Source organism: Methylobacterium indicum, from assembly GCF_017347565.1.
Lineage (GTDB): Bacteria > Pseudomonadota > Alphaproteobacteria > Rhizobiales > Beijerinckiaceae > Methylobacterium > Methylobacterium indicum.
Genome location: NZ_AP024145.1, coordinates 244,025 through 266,036, shown reverse-complemented (window position 1 = coordinate 266,036; position 22,012 = coordinate 244,025). Strand labels below are relative to the sequence as shown.

Here is a 22,012-nt window from a genome sequence, read left to right as displayed (position 1 = left end):
GGCCTTTTGTCTTACGCGCCGAGCTTGCGCTTGCGCTGGCCCAGCGTGCGCAGGCGCAGGGCGTTGAGCTTGATGAAGCCCGCCGCGTCGCGGTGGTCGTAGGCGACCGCTCCTTCCTCGAAGGTGACGAGGTCCTGGTCGTAGAGCGAGTTCGGGCTCTCGCGGCCGATGACGTGGACGCCGCCCTTGTAGAGCTTCAGCCGCACCGTGCCGGTGACCATCTCCTGGCTCTTGTCGATCAGCGCCTGGAGCATCTCGCGCTCCGGCGAGAACCAGAAGCCGTTGTAGATCAGCTCGGCGTAGCGCGGCATCAGCTCGTCCTTGAGATGCGCCGCGCCGCGGTCGAGGGTGATCGACTCGATCGCCCGGTGGGCCGGCAGCAGGATGGTGCCGCCGGGGGTCTCGTACATGCCGCGGCTCTTCATGCCGACGAAGCGGTTCTCGACGAGGTCGAGGCGGCCGATGCCGTTGGCGCGGCCGAGCTCGTTGAGCTTGGCGAGCAGGGTCGCGGGCGACAGCGTCTCGCCGTCGATCGAAACCGCGTCGCCGCGCTCGAAGCCGATGGTGATGATCGTCGGCGTGTCGGGCGCCTCCTCGGGGGAGAGGGTGCGCGAATAGACGTAGTCGGGCACGTCCTGCGCCGGATCCTCCAGCACCTTGCCCTCGGAGGAGGCGTGCAGGAGGTTGGCGTCGACCGAGAACGGCGCCTCGCCGCGCTTGTCCTTGGCGATCGGGATCTGGTGCTGCTCGGCAAACGCGATCAGCGATTCGCGGGAGCGGAAATCCCACTCGCGCCAGGGGGCGATCACCGTCACGTCGGGCTTCAGCGCGTAGTAGCCGAGCTCGAACCGGACCTGGTCGTTGCCCTTGCCGGTGGCGCCGTGGGACACGGCATCCGCCCCGACCCGCTCGGCGATCTCGATCTGCTTCTTGGCGATCAAGGGCCGCGCGATCGAGGTGCCGAGCAGATAGATGCCCTCGTACTGGGCATTGGCCCGGAACATCGGGAAGACGTAGTCGCGGACGAATTCCTCGCGCAGGTCCTCGATGAAGATGTTCTCGGGCTTGATGCCGAGCAGCTCCGCCTTCTTGCGGGCCGGCTCCAGCTCCTCGCCCTGGCCGAGATCGGCGGTGAACGTCACCACCTCGCAGCCGTAGGTGGTCTGGAGCCACTTGAGGATGATCGAGGTGTCGAGGCCGCCCGAGTAGGCGAGCACGACCTTCTTCACGCGCTTCTGGGGCTGGTCGGACATGCGGATCGGGCCTCGAGCGAAAAGGGAACTGAGCGAACGCGCCGGGGCTTAACAGCCCGGCCCGGCCGCGTGCAACCGCGTTGCCGAACTCCTCGCTCCGGCCCGTGGCGATGCGACGCCCGGACCGGCGCTTGTGAGTGGGGCGCGCGGACGCGAAGGTGCCGGCACAGCCATACGGAGGGGTGCGATGCCGCGCCGGCCTACGCTCGAATTCTGGTTCGAGTTCGCATCGACCTATTCGTACCTCGCCGCGATGCGGATCGAGCCGCTCGCCGAGGCGGCCGGGGTCACCTTGCGCTGGCGCCCGTTCCTGCTCGGGCCGGTCTTCGCCGCGCAAGGGTGGACGTCCTCGCCGTTCAACCTCTACCCGGCCAAGGGCCGCCACATGTGGCGGGATCTCGCCCGCGAGGCGGCTCGCCTCGGCCTGCCGCCGGTGGTGCGGCCCGAGAGCTTTCCCCAGAACAGCCTGGCGGCGACCCGGGTCGCGGTCCACGGCGCCGAGGAGCCGTGGATCGGCGCGTTCGTCCGGGCGGTCTACGACGCCGAGTTCGCCCGCGGCCAGTCGATCGCCGAGCCCGCCGCCGTCTCGAACCTCCTCAACGGCCTCGACCTCGACGGACCGGCGCTGATCCGCGCCTCGACCCAGGAGCCGGTGAAGGGCCGCCTGCGCTCGATCGGCGAGGAGGCGAAGTCCCGCGGCCTGTTCGGTGCCCCGACCTTCCTCACCGAGGACGGCGAATTGTTCTGGGGCAACGACCGGCTGGAGCAGGCGCTCGCCTGGGCGGTGGGGGAGCGGCCGGCGGGCCTGCGCTGAAAACCCCCTATTCCTTCTCCAGGATCGACACCGTGCCGTCGCGCTCGACGATGGCGACCGCGACCTTGTCGAGGTCGTCGAGCTTCTCCTGGCGGGCGGCGGTGCGGATGTCGGCCTGCTGCATGCGCAGGCGGCGCATCGCGGTCTCGTTCCAGCGGCCGTCGCGAAAGACGACGATCGGTGTGCCGTCGACGATGCGCTCGAACCAGACGAAGCGCAGCTTCAGCCACGACACCGCGACGTGCATCAGCCCGACGGTGAAGAGCGCGCTCATCGCGCCGACGAAGGAGCGGTCGTCGCCGAGCACGGCGCTGACCGAGAGGCCGCCGAACAGGAAGAGCACCACCATGTCGATCGGCGCCTGCTGGCTCGCGGTGCGGCGCCCGATCAGCCGGATCACGAACAGCACGATGATGTAGGCCGCCGCGGCCTTGAGGACGGTGTTCATCGCTAAAGCATTTTCCGACGAAGTGGAAACCGGTTCGTCGCAGAAAATGCGACAAAACAATGAATTAGAGCGCTTCGCGATTGCAATGCGATCGTGAAGTGCTCTAGGGCACCGCGAATTGCGACCAGGACAGGGTCTCGCCTTCGTCGAGGCGAGCGGTGAGGTCGACGGCGCCGCGGAAGCTCGGCGAGCCGGTGAAACGGATCACCGCATGCGTCTCGCCCTTGATCACCGGGAAGACGAGGCGGATGTTGCCCCCCGCCACCTGCCAGGTCTGCGGCCGCGGCGTGATGCTCTCGAGCCCGAACAGGTCGACGAGTTCCTTGGCGATCGTCACCGCCACCTGGTCGCCGCCGGGCGGCACCCGGGTGTCGAGGCGCACGATCGTCGGCGCCCCGAAGCGTGCCACCGGCTCGTAGTGGATCACGATCGACCCGTCGCGGTTGGAGCGGGTGTGCTCGCTGAGGGGCCCGCGCCCGAGGAGGCCGAGCGCGCAGACGACCACGAAGGCCAGCATCAGCCAGCGTCCGGCGAGCTCCGCCCGGCGCCAGCGATCCTCGAAGCCGGGATAGAAGCCGGCGGCGATCTCCTCGCGCATCGGCGGATCGTCATGGATGACCTTCACGGGGACCCTCTCGTCGCGGGCGCCCCGTCGGCAGCGTCTCGCCGGGTCGCAAGACTTCGACATAGTGCCCCGGCGTCATCCGGCCATCATGCGCGGCGCGGCTGGTCCCGCGCCCGGGCCGGGCCTACAACGGGACGCTGCGTCAACCGGCCCCGCGACGATGCCAGGCACCGACCGCACTCCCCGCGCCGAGCCGGCCGGGCGCCTCGTCGCGCTCGACCGGATGCGCGGCGTCGTCGTCGGCCTCGTCGTGCTGCACCACGCAGTGCTGGCCTACTGCACCTTCGGCCATGTCGACCGGGCCCACTACGCCCTGTCGACCGCGCCGATCGTCGATCCCACGCGCTGGATCGGGTTCGACCGCGTGGTCGCCGTGAACGACGGCTTCTTCATGCCGCTGCTGTTCGGGCTCTCGGGCCTGTTCGTCCGGGACGGCCTCGCGCGGCACGGCGCGAAGGCCTACCTGCGGGGGCGGCTCGCACGCCTCGGCCTGCCGTTCTGCGTCGCCGCGCCGACCCTGATGCCGCTCGCCTACTATCCCTCCTATCTCCAGGCCGGCGGCGCACCGGGTTTTTCGGAGTTCTGGCGCGCGACGGTCACGACCGGGCCGTGGCCGAGCGGGCCGCCCTGGTTCATCGGCGTGCTGCTGCTGTTCGATGCCGCTGCCGCCCTGGCCTTCGCCCGCGCCTCGCGCGGCCCGGTCCCCGTGCCCCGATCGCCGGGCCCGGGCCGGTGCTTCGCGGTCCTCGTCGCCGTCACCGCCGTCGCCTTCCTGCCCCTCCTCCTCGCATTCGGTCCCTTCCGCTGGTTCGCGATCGGGCCCCTCGCCGTCCAGGGCAGCCGGATCGGCCTCTACGCCGCCTACTTCGCTGCCGGCGCCTGGCTCGGACGGGGCGGCGGGGCGGCGGTCGCCGGGTTCGGGCGGGCGCTCGCCGGCCGCTGCGGGCTCTGGGTCGCGCTCGCGGTCGCGGCCGGTGCGGCCTTCCTCGCGGCGCCCTCTCTCGGCCGGGCCCTGCACCTGCCGGCTCCGGCGGCGCTGGCGCTCGTCGGCGCGGTGCAGGTGGTCTTCTGCGCGGCCGCCTGCTTCGCTCTGCCGGCGGTCTGTCTGCGCCTCGCCGGGGGCCGGCGCCCGGTCCTCGACAGCCTCGCGGCGAACGGCTTCGCGATCTACCTGCTGCACTATCCCGTGGTGACCTGGATGCAGGACGGCCTGCTCGGCCTGAAGGCCGGTGCCGTCGCGAAGGGACTCACGGTGTTCGCGGTCGCGCTCGCGGGCAGCTGGACCTGCGCCGCGGTGCTGCGGCGGATTCCTCTCGTCGGACGGAGGCTCTGAATGGTCGCGACACTCCCTCCCGCGACAGCCCTGCCCTGGACCGCGCTCCTCGACGGCTCCGCCGACCGGGCCGATGCGGGCCTCGTCACCGTCACCGGGTGGCCGGTCACGGCGACGGAGGCGGCCGAGGCGCGCTACTGCCTGCTGGTGCCGGAGCCCGCCTGCTGCGGCGGCTGCCTGCCGGGCAATCCGGCCGCCTGCATCGAGATCGTCGCCGACGCGCCCGTCCCGCTCGACGGCCGGGCGGTGACCCTGCGCGGCCTCTTCCGCCGCCTGCACGACGACCCGTGCGGCTGGCGCTACCGGCTCGAGGCGGCCGTGGTCGTGCCCGGCGGCGCGTCGCCTCGTCCGGGCCTCTCCAATCGGGGCCTGTCCCGCCGCGGCCTCGTGGTGGCGGCCTCGCTCCTCTGCCTGCCGGTCGCGGCCGCCGCGCAGGAGGTCGCGCAGGAGGTCGCGCCCGTCCCCGAGGCCGTGACCGAGGCCCGGCGCACATCCGCCGGAACCTTCCTGGCCGCACGCCCGACGATCGACTGCCACAGCCATGCCGGCCGCGTGCTGCGGGTGCGCCAGGCGGAGGGGCGCGCGCCCTTCACGCCGCTGGCGGGGCCGATGCGGGCCGGCGGCCTCGCGGTCGCCTGCCTGGCGATCGTGTCGGATTCGCCGACCCACCGGGTGACGCCGGAGGGCCGCATCCGCGCCTTCCGCGAGCCCGAGCCCGGCGAGCTGCGATCCTACGCCGAGCGCGGCTTCGCCCGCCTGCACGCCCTGGTGCGCGAGCAGGGCCTGCGCCTGGTGCGCACCGCGACCGACCTCGCGGCGGTGCGGGCCGCCGACCCGGCGGTCCTCGTCGCGGCGGAGGGAGCGGATTTCCTGGAGGGCGATCTCGGCCCCCTCGAGGACGCGTACCGGCGGGCGGCCCTGCGCCACCTCCAGCTCACGCATTACCGGGTGAACGCCCTCGGCGACATCCAGACCGAGCCGCCGGTCCATGGCGGCCTGACGGCGTTCGGCGCCGCGGTGATCCGGGCTTGTGAGGCCCTCGGCATCGTCGTCGACGTGGCGCACGGGACCGAGGCGCTGGTGCGCCGGGCGGCCGAGGTGGCGACGAAGCCCCTCGTCCTCTCGCATACCTCGCTCACCACGCGGCCGCGGCCCTGGACCCGCCGCATCACGCCCGCCCACGCCCGGATCGTGGCGGCGACCGGCGGCGTCATCGGCCTGTGGCCGCCCGCGAGCCTGTTTCCCGACCTCGCGGCGCTGGCGGAGGGCATCGCCCGCATGGCGGACGTGGTCGGGGCGGACCATGTCGGGCTCGGCACCGACATGATGGGCCTCGTCGGCCCGAGCGCCCTGCCGGACTATGCGGCCCTGCCCGATCTCGCCGCCCACCTCCTCGCGCGGTTCACGCCCGACGAGACCGCCGGCATCCTCGGCGGCAACTACCTGCGGGTGGCCCGGGCCTGGCTCGCGGCCTAAGGCGCGGCCGGCTTGCCGCGCGCCGCGAACCCGCTACGATGGCGTCCGGGTCGGCAGTCACCCAGGCGTCACCGCCCCGCACAGGGGAGCTAAACCTGCCGTTCTGATTTCGGCATGCTCTCGTTCCCGTGCCGCGTCGAAAGCCGGTGACCCTCGACACCTGATCCCAGGTCGGCACACGGAGACGAACCGTGCCGAGAGACCCAATTCCCTTCGCGACCGGCGACGTGTCGGCGCTGGCCAAGTCGCTGCGCGCCCAGTGGGCGTCGCGGGCGAGCCCGCCGAGCCATGTCGAGATGCTGAACATGCTGGCGCGGGCCGCCGGCCACCGCAACTTCCAGCAGTTCCGCGCCCGGGGCGATCGTCGCCCGCCGGCCCCGCCGCAGCCTCCCGTCGACGCCGATTCCGAGGCCGAGACCGGGGCCGACACCGGGGCCGTCCTGCGCGCCGCCCGCTTCTTCGATCCCGAGGGGCGGTTGCGGCGCTGGCCGGCGCAGCGGTCGATCCAGGACCTGTGCCTGTGGGCGATCTGGGCGAGGATCCCGGCCGGGCGCCGCTTCGACGAGCGCGAGGTCAGCGCGCTCCTCGCCGCGCTGCACCTCTTCGGCGATCCGGCGATCCTGCGGCGGACGATGTGCCATATCGGGCTGATGACGCGGACGCCCGACGGGCGCGAGTATCGCCGCATCGAGCGGCCGCCATCGCCCGAGGGTGCGGCGCTGATCCGGCTTCTGCGCGCCCCGGCGCATTGATCCCGCTCGTATGAACCCGGCTTTCCGCCGGTACCGGACGCGATCCCGGAGCCGCGACAGCCGGTTTCGGGATCGGGGGCGGCGTGTCCGGCGTCCTCGCCCGTTACCGCCCGCAGGCCGGCATGCCGTAGCCCGCATAGACCACCCGCACCATGCGGCAGGCGGGGGCGGGCGCCTCGGCGGCGGCGGGCTTGGCGGCCTCGACCGCGGCGGGGGCCGGCGCGGCCTTCGGGGCGTCCGAACCGGCCCGGACCACCAGCGGGGTCGCGACCAGCGAGAGAAGTGCGGCGGCGGCGACCAAGGTCAGGCGGTGGGTCACGGACAATCTCCCCTAGTCTTGCGCCGTATCCGGCAGCACCGTGTTCCGTTCTGTACTGTCAACGAGCTTGACCGTTTTCCGGTTCCGGCCCCGCTTCGCATTCGTGCGGGGGCGCACGCCCGCTTGACTCGGGCGCCGCCGGTTCCCAAGGGTCGCGGCGAGATCCGACCCCGCCCGAGCCGCAAGCCCCCGCCCATGACCGCCACCGACGCCGACCTTCAGCCGACCCGCTCGTTCCAGGGCCTGATCCTGACGCTCCAGCGGTTCTGGGCCGCGCAGGGCTGCGTGATCCTCCAGCCCTACGACATGGAGGTGGGCGCCGGCACGTTCCATCCGGCCACCACCCTGCGGGCGCTGGGGCCGAAGCCCTGGAAGGCGGCCTACGTTCAGCCCTCGCGCCGGCCCAAGGACGGGCGCTACGGCGAGAACCCGAACCGGCTCCAGCATTATTACCAGTTCCAGGTGATCCTGAAGCCGAACCCGCCGAACCTCCAGGAGCTCTACCTCGATTCGCTGAAGGCCATCGGCGTCGATCTTAGCCTGCACGACATCCGCTTCGTCGAGGACGATTGGGAGAGCCCGACGCTCGGCGCCTGGGGCCTGGGCTGGGAATGCTGGTGCGACGGGATGGAGGTGAGCCAGTTCACCTACTTCCAGCAGGTCGCCGGCTTCGAATGCTCACCGGTCGCCGGCGAGCTGACCTACGGCCTCGAGCGCCTGGCGATGTACGTCCAGGGCGTCGAGAACGTCTACGACCTGAACTTCAACGGCCGCGAGGGCGACGAGAAGGTCACGTACGGCGACGTCTTTTTGCAGGCCGAGCAGGAATATTCGCGCCACAACTTCGAGGCCGCCGACACGGAGATGCTCTTCCGGCAGTTCCGCGACGCCGAGGCCGCCTGCCGCGCCTACCTGAAGGCCGGCGAGCCGGGGCCCGACAGCAACGATCCACGCCACCGCATGGCGCAGCCGGCCTACGACCAGTGCATCAAGGCCAGCCACGTCTTCAACCTGCTCGACGCGCGCGGGGTGATCTCGGTCACCGAGCGGCAGAGCTACATCCTGCGGGTGCGCGAACTGGCAAAAGCCTGCGGCGAGGCCTGGCGGCGCACCGATGCGGGCGGGCTCGCGGGCGAAGCGCCGGCCGCCTGACATCCGCGCCGCCCGGCGCTACACACCCGCCGACTCCCTTTTCCCGATTCCGGGCCCTCCCGACGGAGTGCCTCGAGGCCGCCCGATGCCCGACCTGCTGCTCGAACTCTTCTCCGAGGAAATCCCCGCCCGCATGCAGCGGCGCGCGGCCGAGGACCTGCGCAAGCTCGTCACCGACGCGCTGGTCGAGCGCGGCTTCCTGTACGAGGGCGCCAAGGCCTTCGCGACGCCCCGCCGCCTCGCCCTCCACGTCGCCGGCCTGCCGGCCCGCGGCCAGGACGTGCGCGAGGAGCGCAAAGGGCCCCGCGTCGGCGCCCCCGAGGGCGCGGTCCAGGGCTTCCTGAAGAGCGCCGGCCTCGCCAGCCTCGACGAGGCCAAGATCGTCTCCGACCCGAAGAAGGGCGAGTTCTACGTCGCGGTGATCGAGCGGCCCGGCCGCGAGACGATCGACGTGCTGGCCGAGATCATCCCGGCGATCGTCAAGAGCTTCCCCTGGCCGAAATCGATGCGCTGGGGCGCCGCCTCGCGCGAGCCGGGCTCGCTCCGCTGGGTCCGGCCGCTGCACTCGATCGTCGCGAGCTTCGGCCCCGAGACCGAGACGCCCGAGCTGGTGCCCTTCGCCATCGAGGGCGTCGAGGTCGGATTCACCACCCGCGGCCACCGTTTCCTGGCGCCGCAGGCGATCGAGGTGCGCCGCTTCGCCGATTACCTGCCGGCCCTGGAGAGGGCCTTCGTGGTGCTCGATGCGGACCGGCGCAAGGACATCATCCTGCACGACGCCCGCGACCTCGCCTTCGCCCGCGGCCTCGACCTCGTCGAGGACGAGGGCCTGCTGGAGGAGGTGGCGGGCCTCGTCGAGTGGCCGGTGACCCTGATGGGCGCCTTCGACGAGCGCTTCCTCACGATTCCCCCGGAGGTGATCCGCGCCACGATCCGGGCGAACCAGAAGTGCTTCGTGCTCCGCGGGGCGCCCGGCCCCGACGGGCGCGAGCGCCTGGCCAACGCCTTCATCCTGGTCTCGAACCTGGTGGCCTCCGACGGCGGCGCGGCGATCGTCGCCGGCAACGAGCGGGTGGTGCGCGCGCGCCTCTCCGACGCGGCGTTCTTCTGGGAAACCGACCGCAAGACCCGGCTGGACGACCGGCTGCCCAAGCTCGAGAGCATCGTCTTCCACGAGAAGCTCGGCACCCAGGCCAAGCGCGTCGCGCGCATCGCCGGTCTCGCCCGGGCGCTGGCGCCGGTGGTCGGGGCCGACCCGGATCTCGCCGAGCGCGCCGCGCGCCTCGCCAAGGCCGACCTCGTCACCGAGATGGTCGGCGAGTTCCCCGAATTGCAGGGCCTGATGGGCCGCTACTACGCGGTCGAGCAGGGCGAGGACCCGGCGGTCGCGGCGGCGATCGAGGAGCATTACAAGCCGCTGGGGCCCACCGACCGGGTGCCCTCCGAGCCGGTCTCGGTGGCGGTGGCGCTGGCCGACAAGCTCGACACGCTGGTGGGCTTCTGGGCGATCGACGAGAAGCCGACGGGGAGCAAGGACCCCTACGCCCTGCGGCGTGCCGCGCTCGGCGTGATCCGGCTCGTCCTCGCCAGCGAGGCGCGGCTCTCCCTGCGGGCGCAGATCGCCGCGGCGGCCTCCGGCCACGGGCGGGATGCGGGCGCCTTCGCGGACGACCTCCTCGCCTTCTTCGCCGACCGGCTGAAGGTCTACCTGCGCGACCAGGGCGCCCGCCATGACCTGATCGATGCCGTCTTCGCCCTCCCCGGGCAGGACGACCTCCTGATGGTGGTGCGCCGCGTCGAGGCCTTGGGCCGCTTCCTCGACACCGAGGACGGCAAGAACCTGCTCGCCGGCTCCCGCCGCGCCGCCAACATCCTGCGCATCGAGGAGAAGAAGGACGGCCGCGCCTACGACGCGGCGCCCGACCGGGCCCTCCTGACCCTGCCCGAGGAGACGGCCCTGGCCGAGGCTCTGCGGAATGCCAGTGCCGAGGCGGGCCGGGCAGTCGCGACGGAGGATTTCGAGGGGGCGATGCGGGCGCTCTCGAGCTTACGCGCGCCGGTCGACGCCTTCTTCGACAAGGTGACGGTGAACGCCGACGAGCTGGCCCTGCGCGCCAACCGCCTCGCCCTGCTCAACGCCCTCCGGGCGGCGACCCGGGAGGTCGCGGACTTCTCGCGCATCGGCGGCGAGGGCCGCTGAGCCTCGCGAGCGGCCGGGCCCTCCCTTTGAGTCCGGCCGTCGGCACGAGGCCGTGAGCCAATCGGCCTCTCCCGCGTTTCCCTGGCGGGAGAGGGCGGCCGCCCCCCGGCTCCCGTGGTCCTCCCCGGGGGAGGCCGGCGGATCGACACGGCGCGGCGAGGGTTTTTCGGCGATGCATCAGGACGCCATCCGACCGCACCGGGACAGGCCGGGAGCCTCGGCCCGCGGCATCGTGCTCACCCTGCTCGGCGTCGTGATCGGCAGCGCCGGCTACTACGCTTCCTGGCGCTACCAGACTCCGCTCGGCACGATCGGCGGCATCGCCGGTCTGGCACTGTGCGTCGTCGGCACGAGCCACGGCCACGAGGGCGGCACGCCGCACGCCGGCTGACCGCCGCTGCCGCTCCTGCGGCACAATGCGGCGCGGGCGGGGTCGATCCGGGAGGAGGCGAGGGACGTTGGTCGGCATATCCCGATGAGGAGAGCCCGATGAACGCCAACGCCCCCGAACACCGCACCGGCCACGACGTCGATTCCGTCGATCAGGTCAGCAGCGTCACGATCCTCGGCTTCGCCGTCGTCGGCGCGGCCCTGACGGTCGCGCTCAACGCGATGCTGATCTGACGCGACCCGCGCGAGAGGCACAGCGTAACGGCTGCCCCCTCGCGCTTTGTCGTGGCGATCGGGACCACCGTCGCTGCGGCGACCGTGCTGTTTCCCCCCGGGGTGGGCCGTCCGCTTCCGGAGCGGGGCCCGGACGGAGAGCGGCGATCCGCACCACCTCCGTCCAAGGCGTGTGTTCCCCCTCCGCATGAGCGCAGGGCTGTCCGGGGAAAACCCCTTTGAGAATCAGGCGCGGGATCCCCTCTCCCGTGTGGGAGAGGGGTAGGGGTGAGGGTGACACGCTTCCGACTAGAGCAGCGCCCGATCAGGCTGAAACGTAGCAGTCTGACTGGTAGCCCGCTGCATTGAGGTAGTTGCGACACTCCTGCGGGGTGAAGGCTGCGAAGGCCTGGCGGATCGCAGCATGCAAGTCTTCGACTGTGCGCGCGGCTGCGGTGCGCAGCAAGGTTTTGAGTTTGGCGAAGGCCTGCTCGATCGGGTTGAACTCTGGGCTGTAGGGCGGCAGGTACATCACCCGCGCGCCCGCCGCCGCGATGGCCTCGCGCACGCCCGCTACCTTGTGGGCCTGGAGGTTGTCGAGGATCACCGTGTCGCCGGGCTGGAGCACCGGGACCAGGGTGTCAGTGATGTAGTCCAGGAAGCGCTGGCCGTTGGTGGCGCCCTCGAAGATCGCCGTTGCCGTCAGGCCGCTCGTGCGCAAGGCCGCCGTGACGGTGGTGGTCTTGTAGTGCCCGCACGGCATCGGCAGGCGACAGCGCTGGCCGCGCGGGGCCCAGCCGTAGCGACGCACCATCCGGGTCGAGGCTGCCGTCTCGTTGATGAACACCAGACGGTCCGGATCGAGGTCGAGTTGACCCCCAAACCACGCCTGGCGAGCCTCCGCTACGTCCGGACGGTCCTGTTCGGCGGCGTGGAGAGCCCCTTTTTACGGGTGATGCAATGGCGGGCCAGGAAGCGCGACAGGCTGCTGGTGCTGGAGGTGACGCCCTGCTCGGCCAAGGCGTCGCGCAGTTCCGACAGCACGATGTTGCCGCGCTTCTCGCACAGCTTCAGGATCCGCGAGGCGTGAGCCTCGATGACGTGCGAGCGCTGGTCGCCGCCCATCGGCTTGGGTCGGACGTGGCCGTCCCGGAGATGGCGGGCGTGCCAGCGACTGACGCTGGCGGCGCTGACACCGAACCGCTCGCCAGCTTGGCGGCAGGACGCGCCTGCCAGGACGGCAGACACGACGCGCTCACGCAGATCGACGGACAAGGGTGAGGTCATCGCTGGCTCCTTCAGCCAACCAACGACCTAACCAACTTGGCCGTTGCAGGCCGATCGCACAGCGCTCTAGAGCTCAGACCGTTGTGCTGGCCGCTCTACGCTTAGTGCTGAATTCAGAACCGTAGCACCCTCACCCCCGGCCCCTCTCCCACACCTTGCAGCGATACCGGGCAAGCCCGGCATCGCCTGGAGAGGGGAGTCTCGCCACAGCTTTCCTTGGACAGTCCTGCCGCCTGCGGGGAGAGGAGGAAACCCGCGCTCCTCCCGTCTTTACGTCTTCCGGACGACCTGCCCGGACAAAGAAAACCGAAGGCGAGAGACCCACGAGCCCGCCGTCGGTATCCGCGATCGGGCTCGGTCCCGATCACCGCCGCCAGATGCCGATCCGGTTCGAGCGGGCCTGCTCCTCGGCGGCGAGCAGGTCCGGGGTCGCATCGGCGCTGGCGCGGCCGCCGCCGTTGAACAGGATCAGCTCGGACAGGTCCTGGCCGTCGAGGGAGCAGCGATAGGCACCGCCCTCGGCCGGCGCGCAGGCGACGTCGCGGCGGCGCAGGTAGCGGCCGAGCTCGCGGGCGTTGCGGCCGGACAGCCCCTCGACCCCGGTGAGCCGCACCGTGCGCCCGTCGAAATCGAGGGTGCCGGTATCGACCACCGCGGGCGAGCCCCGCAGCACCGGGCGGCCCGCGAGATCCCGGCCGGCCGGATCTTGTCCGTTCCGCGGATCGATGTCGGGCTCGGCGATGCTGGCCGTCTGCGGCATCGGGGCGGAGCGGGCGGCCTCGGGCCTGCCCGGTTGCGCCTTGCCGGCCTCGCTCTTGCCTGCCTCGCTCCTGCCGGCCTTGGCCCGCGCGGCGAGGGCCTGGGTGACGAAGTCGTGCCAGATCAGGGCCGGCATGTCGCCGCCGGTGACGCCGGCCATCGGCGAGTTGTCGTCGTTGCCGAGCCAGACCCCGACCACGAGGTCGCCGGCAAAGCCGACGAACCAGGCGTCGCGGCTGTCCTGGGTGGTGCCGGTCTTGCCGCCCGCGGGCACCGAGACTCGGGCGTTCTTGCCGGTGCCCTCGCGGATGACGGCGTTCAGAAGATCGAGCATCCCGGTGCGCGCCGCCTGGTCGCGGGCCGGGGCCGGGGCGGTTTGCGGCCGCGTGTAGAGCGTCTGATCGCGGGCGAGGATCTGGCGCACGCCGTAGGGCTCGACGGTCTCGGCGCCCGCCGCCACCGCCGCGTAGGCCCGGGTGATCTCGAGGAGCGTCGTCTCGGCCGAGCCGAGCGCCAGGCTCGGCAGGTTCGGCAGCTCGGAGGCGATGCCGAGCCCCCGCGCGGTCTCGATCACCGCCGGGATGCCGACCGCCTCGGCGAGCTGGACCGCCACGGTGTTGATCGAGTGGGCGAAGGCGGAGCGCAGGGTCACCGCGCCGCGATAGCGCCCGCCGTAATTCTCGGGCTCCCACTCGCCGATCTGGGTCGGGCGGTCGACCATCGTCGAGTCCGGCCGGTAGCCCTGCTGCAGGGCGGTGAGGTAGACGAACAGCTTGAACAGCGAGCCCGGCTGGCGCTTGGCCTGGGTGACGCGGTTGAACTGGCTGTCGGCGTAGTCGCGCCCGCCGACCATCGCCAGGATCGCCCCGTCGGGCGCCATCGCGACGAGGGCGCCCTGCGAGACCTTCCGCCGCTCGCCGTCCTGGTCGAGGCGCCGGGCGATCACGCTCTCGGCGATGTTCTGGAGCGTCAGATCGAGGGTGGTGCGCACCGTGGCATCCGCCGGCCCGGTACCGATCAGGCCGCGGACCGAATCGGCCACGTTGTCGACGAAGTAGTTGGTGCCGACCGGCGTCTCCGTCGGCACCCGTACGGTCGCGGGCGCGCCCTTGGCCGCCTCCGCCTCCTTGGCGGTGATCGCCCCGGTCTCCACCATCGCGTCGAGCACCTGGGCGGCGCGGCCGCGCGCCCCGTCGAGGTTGCGGTGGGGAGCGAGCTGCGAGGGCGCCCGTACGAGGCCCGCCAGCATGGCGGCCTCGCTCAGGGTCAGGTCCTTGGCCGGCTTGCCGAAATAGCGCTGCGCCGCCGCGTCGGCGCCGTACACGCCGGCGCCGAAATAGGCCGCGTTGAGGTAGCGGGTGAGGATCTCGTCCTTCGGCAGCTGCGATTCGAGCCACAGGGACAGCACCGCCTCCTGCACCTTCCGCTTCAGGGTACGGTCCTGCGACAGGTAGCTCATGCGCACGAGCTGCTGGGTCAGCGTCGAGCCGCCCTCCCGGGTGCCGCCGGCGGCGGCGTTGCGCAGGGCGGCGCGCAGGAGCCCGCGCAGGTCGATGCCGTGATGCTCGTAGAAGCGGCGGTCCTCGATCGCCACGATCGCCTTGGCGAGGACCGGCGGCACCTCCTTGGGCGAGAGCTTCGCCCCCTTGATGACGCCGCGGGTGGCGAAGGCCTGTCCGTCGGCGGCCCGCACCACCAGGGCCGAGGCCGTGGGCTCGACCGTGAGGCCGCCATTCACCGGCAGGGTCACCAGGGCGTAGAGCGTGTAGGCGAGAACGAGGCCGACCAGCAGGACCGCCGCCCCGGCCGTCATCCGCAGCCACGGCACCCGCCGGGCGAAGGCCGCGGCGGGCCGCCAGGCCGCCGCGGTCGCGGCGGCGGCACGGCGGGTGGCGGGATGTGCGGCGAGGCCGGCGGCGCCGGCCCGCGCCCGAGCGAATCCCGAACGGGCCGCCGGACCGATCCGGGCTCCGAACCCGGCGGCGGCGCGGGAGAGCCCCGCGAACCGCCCGGCGGCTGGGGCTCCCCGGGGCGTGCCCTGCGGGGCTCCCCCCGGATCGACCGGCTTGGCCGCCCCGCCGAGATCGAGCCAGTCGCGGGGACGTCCCTCGGGTCCGGGTTCGGGCGGCTGCTCGCTCACGGCTCAGCGTCCGTCGCGGCGGGGTTCGATCCAGCGCACCGGGCGGGCGGCCGGACGGCTGAAATGCAGCCGGCCGACATGCCTGTGGCGGCGATAGTGGTGGCGCGCGTAATGGCGGCGATGGTGCCAGTGACGACGGTGATGCCAGTGCCGGCGGTAGTGGCGCCGGTGGTGCCAATGGCGGCGATGCCAGTGCCGCCGGTGCCAGTGCCGGTGGCGGCGCCAGCGCACGGTCTCGACCGTCGAGGGCTGGTCGAGGGCGGTGGTCACGGCGGCGCTCGGCATCAGCGGCGAGGCGCCGGCGAGACCGCCGAATCCGGCGAGCAGGAAGAGGGCCAGCAGCAGGGAACGTAGGCGCATCGGGGCTCCGGAGCGGGAGGTCCAGGGGGCGGGCGGTTCGAGGGGCGGTGCGGCAGCCGAGGGCCGTCGTCCCACCGCGACCGGAACTCAACGCCAAGCTCTGCCGTTCCGTTCCGCGGAGAGGCGCATGCGCGGGTCCCCGCGGCCTGCGGGCCTCTACGCAGCAAGCCTGGCCGGAGCCGGGCGGCGCGTTAGGTGTTCTCCTGTCACGCGGGCGATGCGCGGGACGGGTCAAGGAGAGGTCAGCCATGCGGCCGGGCGTGAAGCGGCTCTATCTGTGGTCGGCGGCGGCGGCTCTGCTCGCCGGCGGCATCAGCAGCGCGGCGGAGGCCGGCTGCGTCCGGCGCGTCGTCAACCGTTCACCCTACTTCGCGGTGGCGAGCCGCAACGGCGGCCCGAGCGTCGGCATCCCGCCGCATTCCTCGCGCGCGATCCGCATGCTCGCCCCGGGCCGGGTCGACATCGCCGCCCATTGTGCCGCCCGGGGCCCCCGCGGGCGGCTGGTGCCGGTCGGCCCCCCGGTGGCGCAGGACAGCTACACGTTCACGGCGGTCCTCGATCGCTGCTACTACGATCTCGGCCTGATGGGGTTCGGCCAGGGCGGCACCGAGCCGTTCGTGCTCAACGCTCCCCGGCAGGGCGACCTGACGGTCGGCCCGTTCGCCTCGGCCTGCCCGCCGCGCTGACGCGCGACATCGGGGTTGCGCGGCCCGAATGAACTGGCTAAGAAGCCCCTCGTCGGCGCCCGAACGCGAGCGCCGACCGGCATTCCCCGATAGCTCAGTTGGTAGAGCAGGCGACTGTTAATCGCCTTGTCGTAGGTTCGAGTCCTACTCGGGGAGCCACTCCTTCTCCTTGAAAATCGAATGCGATCTCGCGGCGACGCTTCTGCGGCCGGGGGATCGTCAAATCTCGCCGCTCCGGTTCTCGCGCCGGAACGTCGCCGGGCTCGACCCCGCGCGCGCCGCGAAGAACCGCGAGAAATACGCCGGATCGTTGAAGCCGAGGTCGAAGGCGATCTTCGAGACCGGCAGCGTCGTGTAGATCAGGCTGCGCTTGGCCTCGAGCATCAGGCGATCGTGCAGGATGCCCTGCGGCGAGCGCCGCACCGCTTCGGTGCAGGCGGCGTGGAGCCGGTCCGGCGTGACCCCCAGGGAGGCGGCGAAGCGGGCGATCGGCCAGCCCTCGCGCAGGTGCATCTCGACGAGGCGCCGGAAGCGGCGATGCAGGTCGGCCCGCGCCAGCGCCGCCGGCTCGGTGATCGAGCGGGCGGCGCGGGTCCGCAGCACCCCCACGACGAGGAGCTTGACCAGGGCCGCCACCGCGCTCGCCGCTCCCGGCAGGGCGCCGGCGGCCTCCCGGGCGAGCGTCTGGACGAGGCCGGCCAGGTCGAGGTCGATCTCCTCCGGCGAGCCCGGCCGGCCGCTGAACGTCGCCTCGGCGGTGGCGCGCAGCCGGCCCGCCTCCGGGTCGGGATCGAGCACGGCGGCGAGGAAGTCGTCGGCGAGCGACAGCACCACCCCGTCGGTGCCGGGCCGGAACGAGAAGGCGTGGACCACGCCGGACGGCACCCAGACCAGCCAGGGCGCGCAGAACTCCTCGCGGCTCGCATCGAGCGACAGCGCGCCGGTGCCCTTCGTGATCACCAGCCCCTGCGACAGGGCGCCGTGGCGGTGGGGCGCGATCTCCCAGTCGTGCAGGGCCGCGCTGGTGCCGATCCGCTCGGCATGGACGAAGCCCGGCACCGTCGCCTCGGCGGTCTCGCCGTACAGGCGAAAGACCGGGATCGGCCGCTCCCGCCGCACCTGCATCGCCGTGTCCTCCCGCCCGCGAGGCTACGGGAGCGCGCCGGATCCGTCCAAGGAATTTCGGGGCCCGTCCATGGCCCGGGACGACGGGCGCCGCTAGCGTCTCACACCCGAGCCGGACCGGTTCCAAGCGGCTGATCCGGCAGGAGAAACCTGTGTGCGGCGCAACACCGGCCGGCGGCCCGGCGCGCGGTCCCCCGGACCCGCCGCGCCGGCCCGAAACGGTCAAGTCGCGCGCACCCGAGCGACCCGGGACGGCATCAAGACCGGCCGGGACGAGAGGCACCCTGGGAGGAGACACCGATGACCGAGGCGACGGGCTTTCCCCTGAATGCGTGGTACGCCGCGGCCTGGGACCACGAGATCGGCCGGGCCCTGACGCCGCGGCGGATCTGCGACAAGGACGTGGTGCTCTACCGCCGCACCGACGGCGGCGTGGCGGCGCTCGAGGATGCGTGCTGGCACCGGCTGATGCCGCTCTCGCTCGGCCACCTGAAGGGTGACCAGGTGATGTGCGGCTATCACGGCCTCGTTTTCGACGCCGCCGGCCGCTGCACCCACATGCCGGCCCAGGAGACCATCAATCCCTCGGCCTGCGTGCGCGCCTTCCCGGCGGTGGAGCGCTACCGCCTGGTCTGGCTCTGGATGGGCGATCCGGCGCTCGCCGATCCCGACCTCGTGCCGGATTTCCACTGGAACAGCGATGCGCCCTGGGTCGGCGAGGGCGGCACCTTCTACGGCCTCAAGTGCAATTACCGGCTGGTCATCGACAACCTGATGGACCTGACCCACGAGACCTACGTCCATGCCGGCAGCATCGGCGACGACGCGATCACCCGCAGCCCGTTCGAGGTGACGCATACGGAGACCTGCGTCACCGTGGAGCGCTGGATGGAGGGCATCGAGCCGCCGCCGTTCTGGGCGCGCAACCTCGGGCGGCCCGGCCATGTCGACCGCTGGCAGATCATCCGGTTCGAGGCGCCGAGCGTGGTGGCGGGCGATGTCGGCGTGGCGCTCGCCGGCACCGGGGCGCGCCGGGGCGACCGGTCTCAGGGCGTCAACGGCTTCTTCCTGGCGGCGATCACGCCGGAGACCGCGACGAGCTGCCACTATTTCTGGAACTTCGTGCGCAGCTTCCGCACCGACGACGAGGAACTGACGAAGCGCCTCACCCTGGCTCACGTCAACGACGGCAAGGGCGTCTACGACCAGGACCACGACGTGCTGGAGGCCCAGCAGCGGGCGATCGACCGCCAGCCGCGCCAGCCCTTCTACAACCTCAACATCGATGCCGGCTCCCTGTGGGCGCACCGCCTGATCGACGGGATGATGGCGGCCGAGGGCAGGGGGCCGGCCGGGAGGGCGGTGAAGGATCCGGCCGCGGCCGGCATGGCGGCGGAGTAGCGCCGTGAATTCGCACGACATCGCGCCGACCGACTGGCGTCCCGCGCGGCTGCGCGCCACCCGGGCGCTGACGCCCGACATCCGCCTCCTCGAGATCGAGCCCCTGGGCGCCGTGGCGCCGGCGTCGCCCGGCAGCCATCTCGGGGTCGCGGTGATGATCGGCGAGCGGCCGGATACCCGCTCCTACTCGCTGCTCGAGTCCGGGGCGGACGGTCTCTACCGCATCGCCGTGAAGCGCCTGCCCGACAGCCGCGGCGGCTCGGCCTACATGCACGGGCTCGAACCCGGCGCCCGGCTCGGCATCTCGGGGCCCCGCAACCACTTCGCCCTCACCCATGGCCGGCCCGGCTATCTGCTCGTCGCCGGCGGCATCGGCATCACGCCGCTCCATGCCATGGCGCTGGCGCTCCACCAGGCCGGCGCGCCGTTCCGCCTGCTCTACGCGGCGCGGACCCGGCAGGACCTGGCGCTCGCCGACGATTTGCGGGCCCGGATCGGCGACCGGCTGGAGACCGTCGCCGACGCGGAGGGCGGGCGGATCGACCTTCCCGCCGCCATCGCCGCCCTGGCGCCGGGCGGCGAGGCCTATATCTGCGGCCCGCTCGGGATGATGGAGGCGGCCCGCCGGGCCTGGACGGTGTCGGGCCGGCCGGCGCAGTCCCTGCGCTTCGAGACCTTCGGCACCGGCGGGCGCCACCCCGCCGAGCCGTTCACCGTGCGCATCCCGCGCCTGTCGAAGGAGATCGTGGTCGGCCGCGGCCAGACGATGCTCGAGGCGCTGGAGGCGGCGGGCGTCGGCATGATCTCCGATTGCCGGCGCGGCGAGTGCGGCCTGTGCACGGTGAAGATCCTCGACGCCGACGGCACGGTGGACCACCGCGACGTCTTCTTCAGCGACGCCCAGAAGGCGACCGACGCCCAGCTCTGCACCTGCGTCTCCCGCGTCGTCGGAGGCGGGATCACGATCGACACGGCGGATCGGGCGGGGTGAGCCGGGCTGTTCGAAGGGTGCGGCAGATGCCGCAATAATTTTCCATCCGGCCATCGACCTCACCCTGAGGTGTTGGCGATCGAAGATCGCAGGCGAACGGAGGGAGCCTCGAAGGAGGTGTCCAGGGATCTGAGAGACGTCTGGAGCCCTCCTTCGAGGTTGGTCCATCTTCAATGGACTAACGCCTCAGGATGAGGTCGCGAGTTGGATTGGACATCGCTTTTCGAGCGGGGGCAGCCGAAGTGCCGCGGCCGCTCCTCGACCGCCGTCCTCGGCCGGGGCCGGCAGGTTCACAAAACCGGCATCGCCCCCGCCACCGTCACCAGCGCGCCCGAGGTGTAGCTGCTCTCGTCGGAGGCCAGCATGACATAGGCCGAGGCGAGTTCCGCCGGCTGGCCCGGACGCCCGAACGGGACCTGGCTGCCGAACGACGTGACCGAATCCTGCTCCATCCCGGACGGGATGAACGGGGTCCAGATCGGGCCGGGCAGCACGCCGTTCACCCGCACGCCCTTCTCGGCGAGGAGCTGCGACAGGCTCAGCACCAGGTTGCTGAGCGCGCCCTTGGTGGCGCTGTAGGCCAGCAGCGACGGCATCGGGTGCTTGGAGTTCACCGACGAGGTGAAGATCACCGAGGCGCCGGGCTTGAGGTGTGCCATCGCCGCCTTGGTGACCGAGAAGGCCCCGAAGACGTTGGTGCGGAAATGCTCCTCGAAGACGTCCTCGTCGATCGAGGCGAGGTCCTGGTTCGGCTGCTGGAAGGCGCCGTTATTCACCACCACGTCGAGCCGGCCGAAGGTCTCGGCGGTGCGGGCCACGATCTCGTGGGCATAGGCCCGGTCCTTGAGGTCGCCCGGGAGCAGGAGGGCGCAGCGCCCGGCCTTCTCGACCCATTGCGCCACGGCCTCGGCGTCGCCCTGCTCGGAGGGCAGGTAGGAGATCGCCACGTCGGCGCCCTCGCGGGCATACGCGATGGCGACCGCCCGGCCGATGCCGGAATCGCCCCCGGTGATCAGCGCCGCCTTGCCGGTGAGCTTGCCGGCGCCCTTGTAGCTCGCCTCGCCGTGGTCGGGCTCCGGCTTCATCCGCCCGGTCAGGCCCGGAAAGCCCTGCGGCTGGGCCTCGAAGGGCGGGCGGGGATGCTTGGTGAGCGGGTTCGGAAAATCGTACGACATGGGGGCAGGGCCTCGCGGGCGGTGTGTCGGGCCGCCGTCAACCGGGGAGGCCCCCGGCCGTTCCCTGCTCTCCCGCAGTATCCCTCCCGCGACATCCGGCCGATTGCCCCGCACAGGCGGCTTTCGGCCTCGCCCGGGCGCCGCGCGGGCTCGTGATGCCATGGTCCGGACGTCGTCGTCCGGACATGGGCCTCACTCCTCGTGCGTGCCGTCGTCCTGGCCGAGGGCGTCGTCCTCGCGGCCGGAGATGGCGTAGCGCCCGCTGAGCCAGCGCTGCAGATCGACATCGGCGCAGCGCTTCGAGCAGAACGGCGTGTAGGCCGGCGCCGTCGGCTTGCCGCAGATCGGGCAGGCCTGCTTCGGCGTGTCGTCGTCGGGCGTCGTCATCTGCGCCTCCTGTCGTGCCTCAACCCGCGTCGCGCCAGGCGCCGCGGACCGGGTATCCCTCGCCCTCGAGCAGGCCGACCGTCTCGTAGAGCGGCAGGCCGACCACGGCGCTGTAGGAGCCGACGAGCTTGACCACGAAGGAGCCGGCCAGTCCCTGGATCGCGTAGCCCCCGGCCTTGCCGCGCCACTCGCCGCTGGCGAGATAGGCGTCGATCTCCCGGGAGGACAGGCGCTTGAACCGCACCCGGGTCTCGACCAGGCGCTCCCGCGGCCGGTCCTTCGGGCCCAGGACGCAGATCGCGGTATAGACCCGGTGGGCGCGGCCCGACAGCATCCGCAGGCATTCCGCCGCCTCGTCGGTCACCTCGGCCTTCGGCAGGATGCGCCGGCCCACCGCCACCACCGTGTCGGCCGCCACCACGTAGCTCTGGCCGAGTTCCCCGGTGCCGCGCGCCGCGGCGGCCGCCACGTCGAGCTTGGCCCGGGCGAGGCGGCGCACGAGGTCGCGGGGCTTCTCGCCCTTGAGCGGCGCCTCGTCGAGGTCGGCCGGCAGCAGGGCGTCCGGCTCCAGTCCGGCCTGCTGCAGCAGGGCGAGGCGCCGGGGCGAGGCCGAGGCGAGGACGAGCTTCGGGCGCGCGGCCTGCGGGAGCGGGGAGGTCTCGGTCATGGGGCGCCGTGTCGCGAGGGGGGATGCTGCGCCCGATGCCCTATCTGGCCGGCGAAATC

22 protein-coding genes and 1 tRNA gene are annotated in these 22,012 nt (G+C 72.3%); 12 read left to right on the top strand and 11 right to left on the bottom strand.

Annotation, left to right across the window (positions count from 1 at the left end):
- Positions 1-11: 11 nt before the first annotated feature.
- Entirely contained in the window at positions 12-1,253 is a 1,242-nt protein-coding gene (locus miv_RS01320; protein ID WP_048429208.1) for an argininosuccinate synthase, read from the bottom strand.
- Positions 1,254-1,440: 187 nt separating this feature from the next.
- Between miv_RS01320 and miv_RS01315 the strand changes: the two genes are divergently transcribed.
- Positions 1,441-2,067, top strand: coding sequence for a 2-hydroxychromene-2-carboxylate isomerase (locus miv_RS01315; protein WP_207181022.1), 627 nt, complete (start codon positions 1,441-1,443; stop codon positions 2,065-2,067).
- A 7-nt stretch (positions 2,068-2,074) separates the two neighbouring features.
- Here the strand turns inward: miv_RS01315 and miv_RS01310 are convergent, their stop codons facing one another.
- Positions 2,075-2,515, bottom strand: coding sequence for a DUF421 domain-containing protein (locus tag miv_RS01310; RefSeq protein ID WP_058619842.1), 441 nt, complete (start codon positions 2,513-2,515; stop codon positions 2,075-2,077).
- 103 nt (positions 2,516-2,618) lie between these two features.
- Entirely contained in the window at positions 2,619-3,140 is a 522-nt protein-coding gene (locus miv_RS01305; protein ID WP_048428121.1) for a hypothetical protein, read from the bottom strand.
- A gap of 160 nt (positions 3,141-3,300) precedes the next feature.
- On the opposite strand from miv_RS01305, the gene miv_RS01300 reads away from it, so the two are divergent.
- From miv_RS01300 to miv_RS01290, 3 genes are all read left to right on the top strand, one after another.
- Positions 3,301-4,473 carry an acyltransferase family protein gene (locus miv_RS01300; RefSeq protein WP_207181020.1) on the top strand — a complete coding sequence of 391 codons (1,173 nt, stop codon included), beginning with the start codon at positions 3,301-3,303 and terminating at the stop codon, positions 4,471-4,473.
- On the top strand, positions 4,474-5,949 hold the full coding sequence (locus tag miv_RS01295; RefSeq protein ID WP_207181018.1) for a dipeptidase: 1,476 nt from the start codon (positions 4,474-4,476) through the stop codon (positions 5,947-5,949).
- 191 nt (positions 5,950-6,140) lie between these two features.
- A complete protein-coding gene (locus tag miv_RS01290; protein WP_207181016.1) occupies positions 6,141-6,701 on the top strand; it encodes a DUF2087 domain-containing protein in 561 nt (186 codons plus the stop codon).
- Positions 6,702-6,804: 103 nt separating this feature from the next.
- Here the strand turns inward: miv_RS01290 and miv_RS01285 are convergent, their stop codons facing one another.
- Positions 6,805-7,020, bottom strand: coding sequence for a hypothetical protein (locus miv_RS01285; RefSeq protein WP_244748818.1), 216 nt, complete (start codon positions 7,018-7,020; stop codon positions 6,805-6,807).
- A gap of 195 nt (positions 7,021-7,215) precedes the next feature.
- On the opposite strand from miv_RS01285, the gene miv_RS01280 reads away from it, so the two are divergent.
- From miv_RS01280 to miv_RS33670, 4 genes are all read left to right on the top strand, one after another.
- Positions 7,216-8,172, top strand: a complete 957-nt coding sequence (locus tag miv_RS01280) for a glycine--tRNA ligase subunit alpha (RefSeq protein WP_207181013.1) — start codon at positions 7,216-7,218, stop codon at positions 8,170-8,172.
- A gap of 85 nt (positions 8,173-8,257) precedes the next feature.
- Positions 8,258-10,372, top strand: coding sequence for a glycine--tRNA ligase subunit beta (gene glyS, locus miv_RS01275; protein ID WP_207181012.1), 2,115 nt, complete (start codon positions 8,258-8,260; stop codon positions 10,370-10,372).
- 172 nt (positions 10,373-10,544) lie between these two features.
- Positions 10,545-10,763 carry a hypothetical protein gene (locus miv_RS01270; protein WP_207181011.1) on the top strand — a complete coding sequence of 73 codons (219 nt, stop codon included), beginning with the start codon at positions 10,545-10,547 and terminating at the stop codon, positions 10,761-10,763.
- 98 nt (positions 10,764-10,861) lie between these two features.
- Positions 10,862-10,996 carry a hypothetical protein gene (locus miv_RS33670; RefSeq protein WP_280529461.1) on the top strand — a complete coding sequence of 45 codons (135 nt, stop codon included), beginning with the start codon at positions 10,862-10,864 and terminating at the stop codon, positions 10,994-10,996.
- Positions 10,997-11,300: 304 nt separating this feature from the next.
- Here the strand turns inward: miv_RS33670 and miv_RS01265 are convergent.
- The 3 genes from miv_RS01265 to miv_RS01255 all read right to left on the bottom strand — a co-directional run bounded on the left by miv_RS01265 (position 11,301) and on the right by miv_RS01255 (position 15,521).
- A protein-coding gene (locus tag miv_RS01265; RefSeq protein ID WP_207181010.1) for an IS630 family transposase occupies positions 11,301-12,262 on the bottom strand; the annotation gives its coding sequence in 2 pieces (ribosomal slippage) (positions 11,301-11,917 and positions 11,917-12,262; 963 coding nt in all).
- Positions 12,263-12,626: 364 nt separating this feature from the next.
- A complete protein-coding gene (locus tag miv_RS01260; protein WP_244748817.1) occupies positions 12,627-15,161 on the bottom strand; it encodes a PBP1A family penicillin-binding protein in 2,535 nt (844 codons plus the stop codon).
- Between the two features lie 3 nt (positions 15,162-15,164).
- Positions 15,165-15,521: a hypothetical protein gene (locus tag miv_RS01255; RefSeq protein WP_207181009.1), complete on the bottom strand. Its 357-nt coding sequence runs from the start codon at positions 15,519-15,521 to the stop codon at positions 15,165-15,167.
- 248 nt (positions 15,522-15,769) lie between these two features.
- On the opposite strand from miv_RS01255, the gene miv_RS01250 reads away from it, so the two are divergent.
- Positions 15,770-16,207 carry a hypothetical protein gene (locus tag miv_RS01250; protein ID WP_048425666.1) on the top strand — a complete coding sequence of 146 codons (438 nt, stop codon included), beginning with the start codon at positions 15,770-15,772 and terminating at the stop codon, positions 16,205-16,207.
- An 83-nt stretch (positions 16,208-16,290) separates the two neighbouring features.
- Positions 16,291-16,366 (top strand) — tRNA-Asn (locus tag miv_RS01245).
- A gap of 60 nt (positions 16,367-16,426) precedes the next feature.
- On the opposite strand, the gene miv_RS01240 is transcribed toward miv_RS01245, so the two are convergent.
- On the bottom strand, positions 16,427-17,332 hold the full coding sequence (locus miv_RS01240; RefSeq protein WP_058620491.1) for a helix-turn-helix domain-containing protein: 906 nt from the start codon (positions 17,330-17,332) through the stop codon (positions 16,427-16,429).
- A gap of 300 nt (positions 17,333-17,632) precedes the next feature.
- On the opposite strand from miv_RS01240, the gene miv_RS01235 reads away from it, so the two are divergent.
- Positions 17,633-18,733 (top strand): aromatic ring-hydroxylating dioxygenase subunit alpha, encoded by a 1,101-nt coding sequence (locus miv_RS01235; protein WP_058620492.1) that lies wholly within the window; start codon positions 17,633-17,635, stop codon positions 18,731-18,733.
- Positions 18,734-18,737: 4 nt separating this feature from the next.
- Complete coding sequence (locus tag miv_RS01230; protein WP_244748816.1) at positions 18,738-19,724, top strand: PDR/VanB family oxidoreductase; 987 nt, start codon at positions 18,738-18,740, stop codon at positions 19,722-19,724.
- A gap of 290 nt (positions 19,725-20,014) precedes the next feature.
- On the opposite strand, the gene miv_RS01225 is transcribed toward miv_RS01230, so the two are convergent.
- The 3 genes from miv_RS01225 to miv_RS01215 form a co-directional block, all read right to left on the bottom strand.
- Positions 20,015-20,899, bottom strand: a complete 885-nt coding sequence (locus miv_RS01225) for an SDR family oxidoreductase (RefSeq protein WP_207181007.1) — start codon at positions 20,897-20,899, stop codon at positions 20,015-20,017.
- A gap of 192 nt (positions 20,900-21,091) precedes the next feature.
- Positions 21,092-21,286: a DNA gyrase inhibitor YacG gene (locus miv_RS01220; RefSeq protein ID WP_048425670.1), complete on the bottom strand. Its 195-nt coding sequence runs from the start codon at positions 21,284-21,286 to the stop codon at positions 21,092-21,094.
- Between the two features lie 19 nt (positions 21,287-21,305).
- Positions 21,306-21,953 carry a Maf-like protein gene (locus miv_RS01215; protein ID WP_058620061.1) on the bottom strand — a complete coding sequence of 216 codons (648 nt, stop codon included), beginning with the start codon at positions 21,951-21,953 and terminating at the stop codon, positions 21,306-21,308.
- Between the last annotated feature and the right edge of the window lie 59 nt (positions 21,954-22,012).

Coding starts and splice junctions, on each gene's coding strand:
- miv_RS01295 (WP_207181018.1), top strand. CDS start 4,474: ATGGTCGCGACACTCCCTCCCGCGACAGCCCTGCCCTGGACCGCGCTC.
- miv_RS01240 (WP_058620491.1), bottom strand. CDS start 17,332: ATGCAGGTGCGGCGGGAGCGGCCGATCCCGGTCTTTCGCCTGTACGGC.
- miv_RS01225 (WP_207181007.1), bottom strand. CDS start 20,899: ATGTCGTACGATTTTCCGAACCCGCTCACCAAGCATCCCCGCCCGCCC.
- miv_RS01315 (WP_207181022.1), top strand. CDS start 1,441: ATGCCGCGCCGGCCTACGCTCGAATTCTGGTTCGAGTTCGCATCGACC.
- miv_RS01280 (WP_207181013.1), top strand. CDS start 7,216: ATGACCGCCACCGACGCCGACCTTCAGCCGACCCGCTCGTTCCAGGGC.
- miv_RS01215 (WP_058620061.1), bottom strand. CDS start 21,953: ATGACCGAGACCTCCCCGCTCCCGCAGGCCGCGCGCCCGAAGCTCGTC.
- miv_RS01250 (WP_048425666.1), top strand. CDS start 15,770: ATGCGGCCGGGCGTGAAGCGGCTCTATCTGTGGTCGGCGGCGGCGGCT.
- miv_RS01300 (WP_207181020.1), top strand. CDS start 3,301: ATGCCAGGCACCGACCGCACTCCCCGCGCCGAGCCGGCCGGGCGCCTC.
- miv_RS01270 (WP_207181011.1), top strand. CDS start 10,545: ATGCATCAGGACGCCATCCGACCGCACCGGGACAGGCCGGGAGCCTCG.
- miv_RS33670 (WP_280529461.1), top strand. CDS start 10,862: ATGAACGCCAACGCCCCCGAACACCGCACCGGCCACGACGTCGATTCC.
- miv_RS01310 (WP_058619842.1), bottom strand. CDS start 2,515: ATGAACACCGTCCTCAAGGCCGCGGCGGCCTACATCATCGTGCTGTTC.
- miv_RS01255 (WP_207181009.1), bottom strand. CDS start 15,521: ATGCGCCTACGTTCCCTGCTGCTGGCCCTCTTCCTGCTCGCCGGATTC.
- miv_RS01320 (WP_048429208.1), bottom strand. CDS start 1,253: ATGTCCGACCAGCCCCAGAAGCGCGTGAAGAAGGTCGTGCTCGCCTAC.
- miv_RS01220 (WP_048425670.1), bottom strand. CDS start 21,286: ATGACGACGCCCGACGACGACACGCCGAAGCAGGCCTGCCCGATCTGC.
- miv_RS01235 (WP_058620492.1), top strand. CDS start 17,633: ATGACCGAGGCGACGGGCTTTCCCCTGAATGCGTGGTACGCCGCGGCC.
- glyS (WP_207181012.1), top strand. CDS start 8,258: ATGCCCGACCTGCTGCTCGAACTCTTCTCCGAGGAAATCCCCGCCCGC.